Source organism: Pseudoalteromonas sp. AOP31-A2-14, from assembly GCF_052378035.1.
Lineage (GTDB): Bacteria > Pseudomonadota > Gammaproteobacteria > Enterobacterales > Alteromonadaceae > Pseudoalteromonas.
On record NZ_JBQSXI010000001.1, the window covers coordinates 717,495 to 734,340 of the forward strand.

Annotated in this window: 12 protein-coding genes and 1 tRNA gene; 8 read left to right on the top strand and 5 right to left on the bottom strand. The window is 41.2% G+C overall.

Features of this window, described 5'->3' with window-relative positions; genetic code table 11:
- Nucleotides 1-69 precede the first annotated feature (69 nt).
- The 3 genes from ACT3S9_RS03375 to ACT3S9_RS03385 all read left to right on the top strand — a co-directional run bounded on the left by ACT3S9_RS03375 (nt 70) and on the right by ACT3S9_RS03385 (nt 4,688).
- On the top strand, nt 70-2,952 hold the full coding sequence (locus ACT3S9_RS03375) for a M16 family metallopeptidase (protein WP_444750714.1): 2,883 nt from the start codon (nt 70-72) through the stop codon (nt 2,950-2,952).
- A gap of 227 nt (nt 2,953-3,179) precedes the next feature.
- Nucleotides 3,180-3,998 (top strand): serine O-acetyltransferase, encoded by an 819-nt coding sequence (cysE, locus tag ACT3S9_RS03380; RefSeq protein WP_441993304.1) that lies wholly within the window; start codon nt 3,180-3,182, stop codon nt 3,996-3,998.
- A 27-nt stretch (nt 3,999-4,025) separates the two neighbouring features.
- Nucleotides 4,026-4,688, top strand: a complete 663-nt coding sequence (locus ACT3S9_RS03385) for a hypothetical protein (RefSeq protein ID WP_441993302.1) — start codon at nt 4,026-4,028, stop codon at nt 4,686-4,688.
- 28 nt (nt 4,689-4,716) lie between these two features.
- Here ACT3S9_RS03385 and xseA read toward each other — a convergent pair whose 3' ends face one another.
- Entirely contained in the window at nt 4,717-6,051 is a 1,335-nt protein-coding gene (gene xseA, locus ACT3S9_RS03390; RefSeq protein WP_441993300.1) for an exodeoxyribonuclease VII large subunit, read from the bottom strand.
- A 134-nt stretch (nt 6,052-6,185) separates the two neighbouring features.
- Between xseA and guaB the strand changes: the two genes are divergently transcribed.
- The gene (gene guaB / locus ACT3S9_RS03395) at nt 6,186-7,655 is read left to right on the top strand and encodes an IMP dehydrogenase (RefSeq protein WP_441836550.1); all 1,470 of its coding nucleotides are present in this window, start codon (nt 6,186-6,188) and stop codon (nt 7,653-7,655) included.
- Between the two features lie 103 nt (nt 7,656-7,758).
- The gene (guaA, locus tag ACT3S9_RS03400; protein WP_441836551.1) at nt 7,759-9,336 is read left to right on the top strand and encodes a glutamine-hydrolyzing GMP synthase; all 1,578 of its coding nucleotides are present in this window, start codon (nt 7,759-7,761) and stop codon (nt 9,334-9,336) included.
- 402 nt (nt 9,337-9,738) lie between these two features.
- Here the strand turns inward: guaA and ACT3S9_RS03405 are convergent, their stop codons facing one another.
- The 3 genes from ACT3S9_RS03405 to ACT3S9_RS03415 all read right to left on the bottom strand — a co-directional run bounded on the left by ACT3S9_RS03405 (nt 9,739) and on the right by ACT3S9_RS03415 (nt 12,765).
- Nucleotides 9,739-10,914 carry an MFS transporter gene (locus ACT3S9_RS03405; protein ID WP_441835058.1) on the bottom strand — a complete coding sequence of 392 codons (1,176 nt, stop codon included), beginning with the start codon at nt 10,912-10,914 and terminating at the stop codon, nt 9,739-9,741.
- Between the two features lie 88 nt (nt 10,915-11,002).
- Nucleotides 11,003-12,265, bottom strand: coding sequence for an NAD(P)-binding domain-containing protein (locus tag ACT3S9_RS03410; RefSeq protein WP_441835057.1), 1,263 nt, complete (start codon nt 12,263-12,265; stop codon nt 11,003-11,005).
- A 53-nt stretch (nt 12,266-12,318) separates the two neighbouring features.
- The gene (locus ACT3S9_RS03415) at nt 12,319-12,765 is read right to left on the bottom strand and encodes a MarR family winged helix-turn-helix transcriptional regulator (RefSeq protein WP_441835056.1); all 447 of its coding nucleotides are present in this window, start codon (nt 12,763-12,765) and stop codon (nt 12,319-12,321) included.
- Between the two features lie 469 nt (nt 12,766-13,234).
- On the opposite strand from ACT3S9_RS03415, the gene ACT3S9_RS03420 reads away from it, so the two are divergent.
- The 3 genes from ACT3S9_RS03420 to rimI all read left to right on the top strand — a co-directional run bounded on the left by ACT3S9_RS03420 (nt 13,235) and on the right by rimI (nt 14,149).
- A tRNA-Trp gene (locus ACT3S9_RS03420) sits at nt 13,235-13,311 on the top strand.
- Nucleotides 13,312-13,380: 69 nt separating this feature from the next.
- Complete coding sequence (locus ACT3S9_RS03425) at nt 13,381-13,701, top strand: hypothetical protein (protein WP_441835055.1); 321 nt, start codon at nt 13,381-13,383, stop codon at nt 13,699-13,701.
- On the top strand, nt 13,688-14,149 hold the full coding sequence (gene rimI, locus ACT3S9_RS03430) for a ribosomal protein S18-alanine N-acetyltransferase (RefSeq protein WP_441835054.1): 462 nt from the start codon (nt 13,688-13,690) through the stop codon (nt 14,147-14,149). Before ACT3S9_RS03425 ends, rimI begins: the two co-directional genes overlap by 14 nt.
- On the opposite strand, the gene ACT3S9_RS03435 is transcribed toward rimI, so the two are convergent.
- Nucleotides 14,146-16,806, bottom strand: a complete 2,661-nt coding sequence (locus tag ACT3S9_RS03435; RefSeq protein WP_441835053.1) for an ATP-binding protein — start codon at nt 16,804-16,806, stop codon at nt 14,146-14,148. The genes rimI and ACT3S9_RS03435 overlap by 4 nt on opposite strands.
- Between the last annotated feature and the right edge of the window lie 40 nt (nt 16,807-16,846).

The following is a 16,846-nucleotide window of genomic DNA, read 5'->3' on the forward strand; positions in this document are numbered from 1 at the left end:
TTTGTTGCATAATCAACATGTATATAAAAATTCATAACTATAAAAATATTCAACTAACAAGGGATAACAATGAAATTTAAATTATTAGCGACCAGCCTCGCGGTAACGCTGGCACTAAGTGGCTGTGTTAGTAATAGCACGACGACAGTTAAAGAAGCACAAATAACACAAGGCTCAGAGAATACTGCAAATGATAAAGTATTTTCACAAGACTATTTACTTGAAGAGCTCGATAACGGCTTACGCGTTATGGTGGTTAAAACCGATTATCCCGATGTTGTGTCACTGCAAATTCCAGTATCGGTTGGTTCACGTAACGAAGTAGAAGCGGGTAAAACCGGCTTTGCTCACTTTTTTGAACACATGATGTTTAAAGGCTCTGAAAAATACCCTGAAGATGTGTATTCTGACATATTAAAAAATTCAGGTGTTGATAACCGCGCTTATACAACAAACGATTACACAAACTACCATTTAAATTTTTCAAAGCAACACCTTGATAAAGTACTTGAAATTGAAGCTGATATTTTCCAAAACTTAACGTATTCAGAAGAGCAGTTCCGAACTGAGGCGTTAACAGTTAAAGGTGAATACCTGAAAAATAATGCCAGCCCAGTACGTAAGTTGTTATCGGCGGTGCGTAATGAAGCGTTTGAAAAACATACCTATAAACATACCACAATGGGCTTTTTTGAAGACATAGAAGCTATGCCTGATCAAATGGCGTACGGTAAAGAGTTCTTTGATAAGTTTTATAAACCTGAATATGTGTCGTTAGTCATTGTTGGTGATGTAGACCCACAAGCGACAATGGCGATGGTCAAAAAGCATTGGGGAAAATGGAAAAAAGGCGATTATGTTGCTGATATTCCTGTAGAACCAAAGCAGCAAGCAGCTAAATATATACACGAGCAAAATAAAGGATTACCAGGGCATTGGTTGTTAGTGTCTTATAAGGGCACACCGTGGCAACCCAAGCAAAAAGACCGCGCTGCACTTGATTTACTCTCACAGCTTTATTTTTCAAATAATTCAGCTCTTTACCAGGAGTTAGTGGTAGATAAACAAATCGCGAGTCAAATGTTTAGCTATAATCCAGATACTAAAGATGCCGGTTTACTGCACGTATTTGTCAAAGTTGACAGCGAAAAAGACTTACTAAAAGCACGTGAAGCGATAAATCGAACGTATGCAAAAGCACGTACGGAGTTGGTGGATAGCCAAAAGCTTGCAGATTTAAAATCAAACCTTAAGTACAGTTTTATTAATGGTCTTGATTCATCGCAATCAATTGCGTCAACGCTTGCAAGCTACATGCACTTTGAGCGTGATCCTGAAGTTGTAAATCAGCTTTATGCAACGGCAGATAACATTACAGCAGAAGATATTAAAGCTATTGCTAATAAATATTTTGTCGATAGTAGCCGCACCACCGTTACTATGTCAGCACTTGATAAAGTATCAGGCTTTGAGCAAGGCGTTGACTTAAATACTTTAGTAGCTAGTAAACAAACAGTGAAAGAGCATCACTTTAAGGTGCTTGATAAAACAAATGACTCACCGCTTATTGATGTTAACTGGTTATTTCACACAGGCGCTGCTGCTGATCCAAAAGGTAAAAAAGGGGTGGCTGCGCTAACGGCAGCTATGCTTGCTCAAGGCGGTTCAGAATCGAAAAGCTACAACGATATTAAGCAAGCCCTTTACCCATTGGCTGGGAGCTTTAATTATCAGCTAGATAAAGAAATGATTTCTCTACAAGGGCGTGTGCATAAAGATAATGCAGTTCAGTGGTATGCACTCGTTAGTGAGCAGTTACTTAACCCTGGCTTTAGAGAAGATGACTTTAAACGAGTAAAGAAAGAGATAATTGATGGTATTAAATCAGGCCTTAAAGCATCTAATGATGAAGAGCTAGGTAAAGAAGTTCTTTATCACAAGTTATATCAAGGTCACCCGTATGAAAGCTATAACTATGGTGATTTATCTGATCTTGAAGCGCTCACGCTTGATGATGTAAAAGCATTTTATGCCAAAGAGTTTACCCAAGCTAAGCTTACCGTTGGTTTAATAGGTGCAGTACCACAGTCACTAAAAGCGACTATGTTTGATGACTTAAGTGATTTACCAAAAGGTGAGCAAAGTCGCTTATCAATCCCTGATGCGCCAGAACTTAAAGGGCATCATGCAACCATTGTTGAGAAGTCGGCACAATCTACTGCTGTATCGTTTGGCTTCCCAATTGATACAATTAGAAGCCAAGAAGATTGGACAGCACTTTGGTTAGTGCGCTCTTACTTTGGCGAACATCGCAGCTCAAATGCCTACCTTTATAATCGCATTCGCCAAACACGGGGTATGAACTACGGTGATTACGCATACATTGAGTACTTTCCTCGTGGTATGTTCCAAACTAAGCCCGATGCAAACTTAGGCCGTTCAGAGCAGATATTCCAAGTTTGGTTACGCCCATTGCGTTCAAATAATGATGCGCACTTTGCAACACGTACGGCTTTATTTGAACTAGATAAGCTGATCAAAAATGGCATGACAGAAAAAGACTTTGACGCAACGCGTAATTTCTTAATCAATTTTGTGCCGCAAATGGTCGCCAGTCAAAATCGTCAATTAGGTTACGCACTGGATAGTGAATTTTATAACACACAGTCGTTTGTAAAGTATGTAACAAGTAAGCTTGAAAAATTGACTGTTGATGATGTAAATCGGGTGATTAAAGATAACTTACAAACGAATGATATTCACTATGTATTTATCACCAATGACGGTAAAGATATGCAAAAACGCCTAGCATCAGAGCAAACTTCGCCAATGGTCTATAATGCAGAAAAACCAGCTGAATTAGTTGCCGAAGATAAAGTGATTGCTGATTACAAGTTAGCAATACCAGCTAAAAATATTGAAGTAATGGCTGTAGATAAGGTATTTGAATAAAGGTTATGTAAAAAGCCTATTCAAATAATTAAGTCAGCTATCGTTAAAGTGCCCCATTTATAGGGACACTTTAACGTTTATGCGTTTCGACATTGAATCAGCATTAATGCTTTTTCTAGTTGGTTATAACTAATAACTACAACAAATAACGACTGGGTTAACACATCTTGCTTTAAATCCGTTAAAATGAATCACAGTGTATATTTGTATTAATTTAAGGCCGTCCTATGCGTCATGAAATTTGGCAACAACTTCGCACAGAAGCAAATGAAGTCGTTACCCGTGAACCTTTATTAGCAAGTCATGTTTATTCATGTGTGCTTAATCATGAGTGTTTAGGTTCGGCATTAAGCTTTATTGTTGCTAATAAATTATCAGATGCGGTTGTTTCGGCTTTTACAATTCGTGAATTGTTTGATCAAGCTTTTGTTGAATGCGACCGTATGCTGACTCATGTTGCCCATGATATAAAAGCGGTTAAAGATAGAGACCCCGCAGCTGACACTTACTTAACTGTAATATTAAATCTAAAGGGCTTTCATGCAATTCAAGCGCATCGTTTGGCTAATTGTTTATGGCGTCAAAACCGTAAAGAGCTAGCTCGCTTTGTTCAAAGCCGTACATCAGAAGTATTTGGTGTTGATATCCATCCGGCTTGTCAAGTCGGTCATGGTATTATGTTTGACCACGCAACGGGTATTGTCATTGGCGAAACTGCGGTTATTGAGGATAATGTTTCCATATTGCAATCGGTAACACTAGGCGGTACTGGTAACGAAAAAGGTGACCGCCACCCTAAAATTCGCGCAGGCGTGTTAATTGGTGCCGGTGCTAAAGTGCTCGGTAATATAGAAGTTGGTGAGGGCGCGCGGATTGGTGCAAACTCAGTGGTATTAAACGCTGTTCCGGCTCATACAACAGCGGTTGGGATACCGGCTAAAATCGTTGGCAAGCCCGCTTGTCCTTGCCCTGCTAAAAGTATGAATCAAAACTTTTTAGAAGGTGGGGAGCCACAAAATGAATCTCACACGAGTGCGATGTTGTAATTCTGCTGTCATGTTTAAGGTAAAATAATGAATAGCCAAGTAATTACGCGATTACTAGCGTTTGCCGCTGGTGTGTTGGTAACGGCCAGCTATTTTATATTAACTGACAACAAAGACTTGTTAGGCTCACAAGTAGTCCCGCAAACAACAGTGCAGCAACCAGTCGAGACTTTGCAAAGCCCAGGACAAGCAGTTACGTCGCCTTCGGTAAAGACAGTCCTCACTGATGACAAACCTAGCGAAGATGAAGCGCGTAGCCAAGCCCAATTAAAAGCACAAGTTGCTGAGCTAGAGCAAAAATTGATACAGCAACAAAAACAAACTCAGCAATATAAAGCGCAGCTTAACCGTGTTTATAGTGAGCCCTCGGATTTACAGCAAGAGCTACAAGAGCGCTTTGAACAAGAGCCGCGTAATGATCTATGGGCATACAATGTTGAAACCGCAGTGAGTGACTTTTTGATCACCGCAGATCTGACCATAACTCCGATACTTGAAAGTGGTGAGTGTAAAACAACAGTATGTCAGTTCGAGTTAGTTACAGCTGAAGGTGAGCATGACTTTGATCACACTGCTTGGCGTGAGTTAAACGATAAGCTTATTAAGCAACCTTGGTGGCAGCAGTTTAAAACCAGTACTTCACATTCAAACGATAGTCATTACCGCTTCGTATTAAGCACTGAACAGTAGATACCTATGATGGGTATAAGCCTGGTTATTAAATTACCCGAGATTTAAGTTGCCCGTCACTTAGCTCTGTTATGAGTAGAGTGTCTTTTTCAATATCACTTACCGATTTAACGACCCTACCTTGCTCAGACTTTGTGATGCTATAACCGCGAGCAAGGACACTAAGCGGACTGACCGATTCTAACCGACTAGCTTGTAGTGCTAAGTTATTATTAGCGCTACTTAGCTGTTGATGTATTTGCTGGACTAGGCGGCTTTTAAGTTCAGTCAGTTGGTGTTTTGCATGGGTAAGCTTCCTATCAGGGGAATTTTTTATTAACCGGGGATGCAAGTTATTTATAACACGTTCTTGGTTGTGCAGGCGATTTATCATCGCTTGTTGTAAACTTAAGCTCAACTCATCTAAGCGTTGGGTTTGTTGGCTTAACTGGTTTCGCGGATGGCACAAGTTTAAGCGATGCTGTAAATGCACGGCTTGGCTACGATGTGCAGCTACGTTGTGACGAAATGCACTGATAAGCGCAGCAATTTTTTGTTGTACTTTACTGTGTAGCTCAATACTATTAGGGCTAATTAGCTCAGCCGCTGCAGAGGGGGTTGCTGCACGTATATCAGCTACATAATCGCTAATTGTAGTATCAATTTCATGGCCCACGGCGCTTACGATAGGAAGTTGACTGTCAAAAATAGCATGGGCAAGTTGTTCATGGTTAAAACACCATAAATCTTCTAATGAACCACCACCACGTCCTAGTATTAATACATCAACTTCGCTACGTTGATTAGCCATTTTTATTTTTTCAATTAATTGCTTATGGGCATCTTTGCCTTGCACCATAGCAGGGTAAATAATCACCTCCAGTTGAGGTGCGCGGCGCTTTAATACTGTTAAAATATCTTTAATAGCAGCGCCAGTGGCTGAGGTAATAAGACCCACTTTATTAATGCTTGTTGGCAGTGGTTTTTTATAGGCTGAGCTAAATAAACCTTGCGCAGCTAAGCGCATTTTTAGCTCATCAAACTGGGCCTTAAGTTGCCCTTCGCCAGCCGGCGCAATATGTTCAACAATCAGCTGGTAATCACCACGCGGCTCGTATAAAGAAACTCTTGCGCGAACAGTTACTTGTGCGCCGTTAGCAGGGCGAAAAGTTTGATTACGGTTATTACCACGCCACATTGCGGCTTTTACCTGAGCGCGGTCGTCTTTTAAGGTGAAATACCAGTGACCCGATGCCGGTGCTATAAAATTTGAGATTTCACCATTTAACATTAACGACGCAAAGCCTTTTTCGAGCACACTACGAATTTCCTTATTAAGGCGAGAAACCGTATAAACACCTTGCATTGAATTAGTTATAGCCATAAAAAGTCCCAAATAAATTAACGGGGGCTAGTTTATCATAAATATTTACGAAATCTTATTTACTCAGGCCCATAACGCTGATAAAATTTGGCCGCAATTCCTTATACAAGATCCACATGTGAGAAGTTGCCAAAATGCTTAGAATCGCTAAAGAAGCTCTTACCTTTGACGACGTACTATTAGTACCTGGTCATTCTACTGTTTTGCCTCATACGGCTAATATTTCAACTCGTTTAACGCGTGGTATCAAACTTAACTTGCCGCTAGTTTCAGCATCTATGGATACTGTTACCGAAGCTCGCTTAGCTATTGCGCTGGCGCAAGAGGGTGGTTTAGGTTTTATCCACAAAAACATGACCATTGAAGAACAAGCCAGAAACGTACGTAAAGTTAAAACGTACGAAGCGGGCATTGTTTCTTTTCCTGTGACAGTGACTGCGGATTTAACAATTGCACAAGCGGTTGCCCTTTCTGAAGAAAAAGGTTTCTCAGGTTTCCCCGTTACCGATCAAGACAATAACCTAGTCGGTATTGTGACTAGTCGTGATATGCGTTTTGAGACCAAACTAGAACAACCCGTTTCAACGGTAATGACTAAAAAAGAAAAGTTAGTCACTGTTAAAGAAGGCGCATCCCGTGAAGAAATCTTAGGATTAATGCACGAGCATCGCATTGAAAAAATTCTTGTTGTTGATAATGAATTTAAACTTAAAGGCATGATCACTGTAAAAGATTACCAAAAAGCCCAAGATAAACCAGATGCATGTAAAGATGACCAAGGTCGTTTACGTGTAGGTGCTGCGGTCGGTGTGGGCGATGGTACGGGTGAACGTATTGCAGCACTTGTTGAAGCCGGCGTTGATCTATTATTAATAGATACTTCACACGGCCATTCACAAGGTGTTATCGACCGTGTTGCTCAAACGCGCAAAGAATTTCCAGACTTACAAATTGTTGCTGGTAACGTAGCAACAGCAGAAGGGGCAATTGCCCTTGCAGATGCAGGTGCTGACGCTGTTAAAGTTGGTATCGGCCCTGGTTCAATTTGTACTACGCGAATCGTTACCGGTTGTGGCGTGCCGCAAATTACCGCAATTTCTGATGCTGTTGAAGCGTTAAAAGACCGCGACATTCCAGTGATTGCTGATGGTGGTATCCGTTTTTCTGGCGATCTTGTAAAAGCATTAGTTGCTGGTGCATCATGTGTGATGGTGGGTTCATTGCTTGCTGGTACTGAAGAAGCACCTGGTGAAGTTGAGCTTTATCAAGGTCGCTACTATAAATCATACCGTGGTATGGGTTCTTTAGGTGCGATGGATCAAAAAGAAGGGTCATCAGATCGTTACTTCCAAAAATCTAATCAAGCAGACAAATTAGTGCCAGAAGGTATTGAAGGTCGCGTGGCTTATAAAGGCCCAATAGCAACTATTATTCACCAACAAGTGGGTGGTCTGCGCAGTGCCATGGGTTTAACTGGTTGTGCAACCATTGAAGAGTTAAACACGAAACCACAATTTGTTCGCGTAACTTCTGCGGGTATGGGTGAGTCACATGTTCATGATGTGCAAATCACCAAAGAAGCACCTAACTACCGTTTAGGTTAATTAATATATAAAATATTGAAATTACTGGGCTAGCATTTGCTAGCCCTTATTTATTTTTACTCTTCCAAGCAGGAAGGGCAGCTGCTGACTAACGAGATAATCCATGAGCAAAGACATTCACGATTCACGAATTCTGATCTTAGATTTTGGTTCACAATACACCCAATTAATTGCCCGCCGAGTGCGTGAAATTGGCGTTTACTGTGAGCTATGGGCTTGGGATGTAACTGAAGAGCAAATTCGCGAATTTAATCCGCAAGGTATTATCCTTTCAGGTGGTCCTGAATCAACTACGCTTGAAAATAGCCCTCGTGCGCCTGAGTATGTATTTAACGCGGGCGTACCTGTGCTTGGTATCTGCTACGGTATGCAAACTATGGCGGCGCAACTAGGTGGTAATGTACATAGTTCTGATAAAAAAGAATTTGGCTACGCACAAGTTGAAAAAGTAGGCGATTGTGCGTTATTTGATGCTATTGAAGATCACATCACGGATGGCGGCAACGGCGTATTAGACGTATGGATGAGCCATGGCGATAAAGTGATGGACATCCCTGATTCGTTCAAAACAACGGCTAAAACTGCAACCTGTCCACATGCTGCTATGTCAAACGAAGAAAAACGATTTTACGGTGTGCAATTTCATCCAGAAGTAACGCACACTCATCAAGGGCTGCGTTTGCTAGAGCGTTTTGCAATTGATATTTGTGGTTGTGAAAAGCTCTGGACTGCGGCAAAAATTATTGACGACGCAATTGAACGCATCAAAGAAACTGTTGGTGATGAAGAAGTTATTTTAGGTTTATCTGGCGGTGTAGATTCGTCGGTTGTGGCGATGCTTATTCACCGCGCTATTGGTAAAAACTTAACATGTGTATTTGTAGATAACGGCTTACTTCGTTTAAACGAAGGTCAGCAAGTTATGGATATGTTTGGTAATAAGTTTGGCTTGAACATCATTAAAGTAGATGCCGAAGAGTTATTTTTAGAAGACCTTGCTGGAAAATCAGATCCAGAAGAGAAACGTAAAGCTATTGGTCATACTTTTATAAAAGTGTTTGACGAAGAGTCTAAAAAGCTTAAAAACGCAAAGTGGTTAGGCCAAGGTACTATTTACCCTGATGTAATCGAATCAGCAGCATCAGCTACAGGTAAAGCCCATGTAATTAAATCGCATCACAATGTAGGCGGTTTACCAGATGACATGGCGATGGGTCTTGTTGAACCTTTACGTGAGCTATTTAAAGATGAAGTACGTAAAATTGGTCTAGAACTGGGGTTACCGTATGATATGCTTTACCGCCACCCATTTCCTGGGCCTGGTTTAGGTGTACGTGTACTTGGCGAGATCAAAAAAGAATACTGTGACTTACTACGCCGTGCGGATGCTATCTTTATTGAAGAGCTACACAAAGCTGAGCTTTATCATAAAGTGAGCCAAGCGTTCACGGTATTCTTACCGGTTAAATCAGTAGGTGTTATGGGTGATGCTCGTAAATACGATTGGGTGGTAAGCTTACGCTGCGTAGAAACAATCGATTTTATGACTGCTCGCTGGTCACATTTACCGTATGAATTCTTAGGTGTGGTTTCAAACCGTATCATTAACGAAATAGACGGGATCTCTCGTGTTGTTTACGATATTTCAGGTAAACCACCGGCAACGATTGAGTGGGAGTGACCGGTACTACAGACGAGTAACGTCTGGTAATACTTATCAGTAACAGAATAAGTCTCAAAGCCCAGCGTTCTCGTTGGGCTTTTTGCTTGTGTAGTAGAGTAAGTTTGATTATTTAGCTTGGTTAACTAGGTGTCACCATTTTTGAGAAAATGGATTTGATAAGTAGGCGGTTGTAATAATCTTTGATGGAAAACACTGCCGACGACGAAACATATTTTGATATTGTTCTTATTGCACTATCATCGGTTTAAAGCACGTCCTGCAGACGATATCATCATTAGTAAGTTACTGACGATGAGGTGTCAGATAGGCTAATTGGGTAATGGACTGGCAATACCCACCGTCTGAGTCGCGACTATTTAGTGTCACTGTACCTTCTAAAAGGTGACACAAAATTAAACATTACCCCTGGCGAGGCAGGTTATGCATTGCCCAAATCCCTAAGATAGGCCCGGGAAGTAACCACCATACTACCCAAACTCCCTGTGATTGCCACAAAGTTGTTGTCAATGCTATTGATGGAATGGTTAAAGCAAAACCTACGCTATTTATTATGGCCAAGGTTGAGCCGATTCGCTCTTTTGGAGCCATTTCAGCAGCTAGAGCCGATAGCTGGGGAGAGTCCGCGATTACGGTAATCCCCCAGATGGCGAGTAAAAAAAGCATAACGACAGGTGGTAAAAAGGCAACCAATGGATAGACCAAACAGATAACCCCCGAGGACGCCAGAGCTAAGCGTGCTACTGACAGACTTCCTATGCGTCGGCTTAGTTTTCCACCAGCTACACAACCCAATAGGCCAAGCGCTATGATGGCAAATGATATCAAAGGAACAGAAGAGATCTGAGCATCTAGGCGCATGACTTCGCGAGTCACCATAAATGGGGTAAGAGTCCACAGCGCATAAAGCTCCCAACTATGCCCAAAGTAACCAAATGCAACTGCACGAAAACGCCATTCACGTATGGCTGCAAACCCGTCTCGTAGCTGTGCTTTGCCGTTTGAAGGCGGTAAGTGCGGGCCATCGCCTAAAATGAAGATAGCTGCACCGCCCAGCAATGCTAACCCAGACGCGCTCAGAATTGTCCACTCCCAAGGAAACCCTAGCGTCATGCCACGCAATAAATGAGGCAGGGCAGTACCCAACGTTAACATACCTACCAGCCAGGCCAGAGCAGCTCCAACATAGTTAGGTGCCCAGCTAATTACTAACTTCATACCTAAAGGATAAATACCGGCCAGACACAGACCTGTGAGAAATCGTAAGAATAAATCGAACGGCTGATAAGTAGCTATTAGCACAAAACCGGCATTAGCCAGCGCGCCAGCTAAACAGGAAACCGCGAAAATACGGTTGGCCGCTAATCTATCTGCTAGACCTGTTATGGCAATAATTAGTGTGCCGGTGATAAAACCCATCTGAACGGTTAGGGTTAACCACCCAAGATCAGCTTCGTTTAATCCAGCATCGTGAATAAGGGCCAAGCCAGCCCCATTTATGGAGAACCAAAGTGAAGTGCCGCATAGTTGGGCTAGCACAATAATAAATAGAGGATGACGCTGAATTAAACTTCGCATTCCACTCCACCTTGCTTAACGTAATTAATAAAATGGCCTCTGACTAAAGCTAATCTCAGTAATATAACTAGGCCAGAGGGTAGGGTTGTTATTGTGAGCAATTTTTAGTCGTCGCCAAAAGGTCACCGTTAGCAGTACCAGCTGTAACTGGAGCGTCATTTTCTGTTTGGCTGACAAGGGCAGATGTGACTGATTTAACCTGTTTATAGCCGGTTCTTAACAAAAACGTCGGGGCACGCCCGTAGCTTTTAATTCCCACTATATATAGACCGTTCTCAGGGTGGGAAAGCTCAACTGAGCCATGCTCCGGTACCGAACCACAAGTATGAAGGTTTGGATCAATGAGTGGGCCAAGACCTGCCGGGCTTTGTGTCGCTGGATCAAGCGAGGTACGCAACTCAGACAGGAGACTCAGATCGGGTCGAAATCCTGTTGCGGCAATTATCTTATCCACCGGTGGCAGTTGAACTGAGCGGCTATGTACGGTTAATTTACTGTTTTCACGTTTAATTTTTTCAATGGCTATATCGGTGAATACTTCAATTTTACCCTCATTCAGTAGTTTTTGAATATGCACTTCAAGTCGTCTGCGTTCCTGCAGTTCATCATTTTCTGGTGAGCGCACGATGTTATCGACGGAGGGGCCACGTATTCCCCATAAAACACGTGTGCCATCAGATTGTTCAGAAAGTTTGACTAAATCCTGCAATGCGTTAAATGCCGAATGACCGCCACCGATGACCAGTACAGTTCGCCCGACGTATTGTTTATAAGCAGAGCCTTGGATATCAGGCACTCCGTAGGTAATTGATTGAGAAGCAGCAAGCTCACCAATAGCTGGTACCCCGTGAGCGCCAAGCCAGTTAGGTGTTTGATAAGTGCCCGACGCATCAATTACAGCCTGAACAATAATGTCGTGTTCACCTTCAGAGTCGGAAACTCGAACTACGAAAGGTGCCTTTTCTCGTCCTTTATTTCGAAGAATATCGTGATATTGGCGGCTGACATTTTCAACGCGGGTATTTAAATGCAGGTGTGGAGCAATTGCTTCGTGGGATGCCAAAGGAAGTACATAGCGCTCAAGTAATTCGCTTCCGGTTGGAAACTCGGTTAGAGCAGGCTCGATCCAGCCCTTTTTTTTAAGAAGAGAAACCGCAACAGGATCCGTATTGTATGACCAGGGTGAAAACATACGCACATGGCCCCATTTTTTTAGGTTGGAAGCGACACTGTCACCTGCTTCAAAAATAATGGGCGTGAGCCCTCTATCAATTAAATTAACTGCTGCACTTAAGCCAACGGGACCGGCGCCAATGACGGCAACGGGCAAGTTTTTAACATTATATGTCATAGGTAAACCTCTAAAATATGTTGCTACTAACAACAACCAAGTTAAAAAATAGCTCACGCGCCTAAGCGGGCTCGTGCAGCTACGGTCAGTTTCTTTAAAAGCACCAGAGCTGTATCAACAACTTCAGGAGAGATATCAGCTATCATTGATGCCTCTTCTGCAATCAAGCTTTTGCGTATAGTTTTATATAACTCATGGCCTTGAGAAGTCAGCGACAGCTGCACCGCACGCTGATCATTCGGATCCAACGTCTTGAGCGCATAGCCCTTGCGAAGTAATGCATCAACTACACGGCTTGTAGTACTTTTATCGAGACACATCTCATCAGCTAAGCTTTTAAGCCTTAAAGGGCCAAGTTTTACGAGGGTTTCAATTGCATAGCACTGAGCGACCGACACGTTGTGACAGCAAATACTTTCACGATCACGGAACTGATGTACGCGGATCAGCTGGTTGACTGCCTCATAAAGGGCTTCTGCACGTTTAAGTTCTGAATTCATTTTTAAGTCACTAATATATGTTGTTAGTAGCAACTATATAGTTGGGGGTAATTTTTTGCAAGCTTAGGGTTTTGTTCAATTGTAAATGTGTCTGAAGTGATCTTCAGGCGCGCCTACCATGCTTGGATGGACAGTAACATAGCTCAGACTGCTGGCGAGCTCTTGATGGGTCAATCAATCGAGAGAGCGGGATAATTAAAAGTAATAAAAATCGGGCATTTAAATCTGAGCAGTATATTAACTATTTTATTGTTAATTTATATTTTTATAACACACTGTTATATATGTGTCTTTTTCTATGGTTTATGCTGGAGAGCGAAAAACCATTGTGAGTGATTTTCTAACTAACTACAAAACGGCGAATTAGCTAACTAAATAGCCGTTTTGTTTATTTTAAAAGCAGTTAAACTAAAAAAGCGAACTTTTACTTTACCTTTAGCGAAAGGTCTTTATAATTCGTCGTCATTGCAGGGGCGTAGTTCCAATTGGTAGAACAGCGGTCTCCAAAACCGACGGTTGGGAGTTCGAATCTCTCCGCCCCTGCCATATCTTCATACTTTACATTGTCTTGAATACTTCATATATTATTTGCTGTTAATTTTTCACTGAGTTGTTATGCATCCACGTTACAGCACTATTTTTGGTATTGAAAATCTTGAGCTTAACCAACATTTCCGTGTGGTTGAGCCGGATGATCACGTATCAGAGCATGAACAAAAAGAGCGCGGCGCCCAAACTAACCCAATACTTGAACTAAGTCCTCAGTTATTTCAAGATTTGCAGCGTGCATTTGCGCCTCTTGAAATTACAAAAATAATACAAAGTGAACAATTGGCTTGGCAAGATGGTATGCTGTTTTTGCCCCAAAGCAGTTTAAGCACCGCCGATAAACGCACTCTTTGGCAACTTATGAGTAACCACCTTGATAACCTTTAAATCTGTTACTGATCTACAGCTTGATGAGTTAATGACAATAGAGCAAGCTTGCCACAGCCACCCTTGGACAATTAAAACCATGCAGTCATGCTTAGCTGGGCGATATTTTAACCTTGCAGCTTATCAAGGTGAGGACATGGTGGGGTTTTATATTGGTGAAAAAGCAGGACCAGATTTTACTTTAATGGATATTTGCGTCGCACCTAATTATCAGGGGCAGGGAATTGCTAAACAGTTACTTGCTGAGTTTATCGTTTATGGCGAACAGCATAATGCTGAAAACTTATTTTTAGAAGTACGCGAAACTAACACTCGTGCAATTAGTTTATATGAACGCGCGGGATTTAGTGAAATGTCAGTACGTAAAAATTATTATCCCAGTGATGAGCCGGCTAAAAATGGCTTTGAAGATGCTATTTTAATGGGGTTAACTCTCGCATTTGGTTAGCTGTTTTTTAGGGTGAAGTTAATCGATTCTACTAAGTTAACGACTAAATAATCACGACGAGTAATATCGTTTTTACGTAAATTCTCCTCAAGTGCATCTGCAGCATCATGAATGTTATTAAACCCAAAACAGCCAGCGCTGCCTTTTAAGCTGTGAGCAAGCGCACGCAGCGCTTCCCACTCTTTATTTTGATGTAATTTATTAACTTGGTTTAGGTAATCAGGTAATTTAGTGCGATAGCTATTGTTTATTTGTTGGAATTTATCGCTATTAAGTAAACTATCCCACTTGTCTTGGCTGTTTTTTTCAATATTTAAATACTTAACCAGTACGCTTTCTAGTTCCTCTTTATCAATTGGTTTTGCCAGTGTTTTATCGCATCCTGCGTTAATGTAGGTATCGACATCATATTTCATTACATTCGCAGTTAGTGCAATTATTGGTCCGTCGTAAGCAGCGTGGCGTAGCATTTGCGTGGCTTCTAAACCACCCATGACCGGCATTTGCATATCCATAATAATTAACTGATAATCATTCATTAGCGTCATTTCAACTGCTTCAGCACCATTGTTGGCGATATCTGGTTCAAGCCCCCAAGTTTGTAGTAATAGTTTAATAAGCATTTGGTTATCTGGGTTATCTTCAGCGACCAAAATATGGGCATCAAAAGTATTACTAGCAAATGATAAGTGGGTATCTTTTGCGGGTACTAGTTCTGAATGCTCAGTAAACATCGGTATCGTTTGTTCTGCTTGGTTTAGATGACAAGCTATTTGTATACAAAAGCGACTGCCCACTCCCGATTGGCTTTTTAAGTAAACGTTACCGCCGAGTAATTGTGATAAATTTTTAGAAATACATAAACCCAGCCCGGTGCCACCAAAGTGGCGTGTTGTGGTGGTGTCGGCTTGTTCAAAGGGCTTAAATACCCGTTCAACTTCTCGTTCAGACATGCCTATGCCTGTATCTTCAATAATAAACTCAAGCAGTTGCTGTTGTTCTAGGTATTCGATAGTTAAACTTACGAAGCCAGTTTTTGTAAATTTAACGGCATTACTGGCAATATTAATGAGGACCTGTTTAAGGCGTGTTTCATCGGTAAAAATTGTATGAGGAATTGGGAGTTTATAATTAACTTCAAAACTAAGTCGCTTTTCATTACAGAGCGGCCTGATAATCGCATCAATATCATGGACCAGTTGTACAACACTTAATGCTGAATGATCAATTTCTAGTTTTTCGGCCTCAATTTTTGATAAATCTAAAATATTATTTATTAGCTCTAAGAGGTGCTTTGAGTTTCGTAAAATAGTGGTTAAATGGTGTTGATCATCACTTGCATGTTGGTTATGTAATAGTTGCTCTGTAAAGCCCATAATAGCAGTAAGTGGAGTGCGGATTTCGTGGCTCATATTAGCTAAAAAGCGACTTTTGAGCTGGTTCGCCTGTTCAGCTTGAGTAATAGCTACTTCAAGTTTATTGTTCATTGCTTCAAGCGCTTTGGTTCGACTTTCTACTTTATCTTCAAGGTGGTGTTTATATTCTTCAAGTTCATCTTGGTAATGACGAATTTGATTAACCATGTGGTTAAAGTCGTTAAATAATACACCGACTTCGTCATTATCGTGAGCCGTTAAATATACCGATAAGTCGCCATCACCTACGCGATGGCTGGCAGCGCCTAGGGCTTCTATAGGGTTTAGAAGTAAATTGCGAACCACAACGAAAATTAAAATAGGTAATGTGATCACTGAAATAATAACAATAAGGGCTGTGATCATGCTAATCGCTTTACCAGATTGATAAAGATGCGCTTTAGGAATGGTCGATACATAATAATAACCGCCACTCATTTGCGCCGCATAAATCATCCGTTCTACTTTATCAATACTCGACAGCTCAATAGTGCCTAGTTTACTGATATCAGCTAATTTGTGAATTTCTTTTAATTCAAATTCACTAACAAATTGCCCGCGCATATCGTAATCAGAACTAAATAAAATTTTGCCTTCTTGGGTAAGTAATAAGTTAAGCGTGTTGTTATAAGGGGATTCTAAAATACTACTGTTAAGAATCGAAGGCTCAACATGAACAACTATAAAGTCTAGTTGTTGTGGGTGCTTTAAGTGGTAATCAACACTATAAATACGTTGAATAAAATAAAGACTCGTGGTGCCGTCGGGTTTTTGCACCATAAATTGTTGTTGGCGTAAATTGCTTTGCAGTACTTGTGGTAAAAACGGGTAATTACTAGGAGGTGTATTCAAATTACTTGAATAGTAGGCATTGCTTTTACCGTTTGGAGAGACTAAATTAACGCTAACAATATCAGGGTAAGCTTCTGAGTAACTAGCGAACACATCCATTAAAGCGCCGTGTTTTCGTGTGTAATTACTATTTTCACTAACATCATTTGCTAAAAAGTCACTGAGTACCGGAGATGTTGACAGTAGCTTTGCCGTTGAATGAAATGAGTCAACGTAGTTAAATATTTTTTGTTGCTGTTGTTCAACAAAACGGCTCATTATTAAATCAGCTTGTTTTTTCGTTGAGTTAGTTACATTGGTGAGTGTAAAGCCACCTAAAAATAGCAGAGGTAGAATAACAAGGGGTGTTATATACCACAATAATCTAATACTTAACTTACTGGTTTTCATGACCAAACTACTTATCCTCCGTGCAATCTATCAATAATAT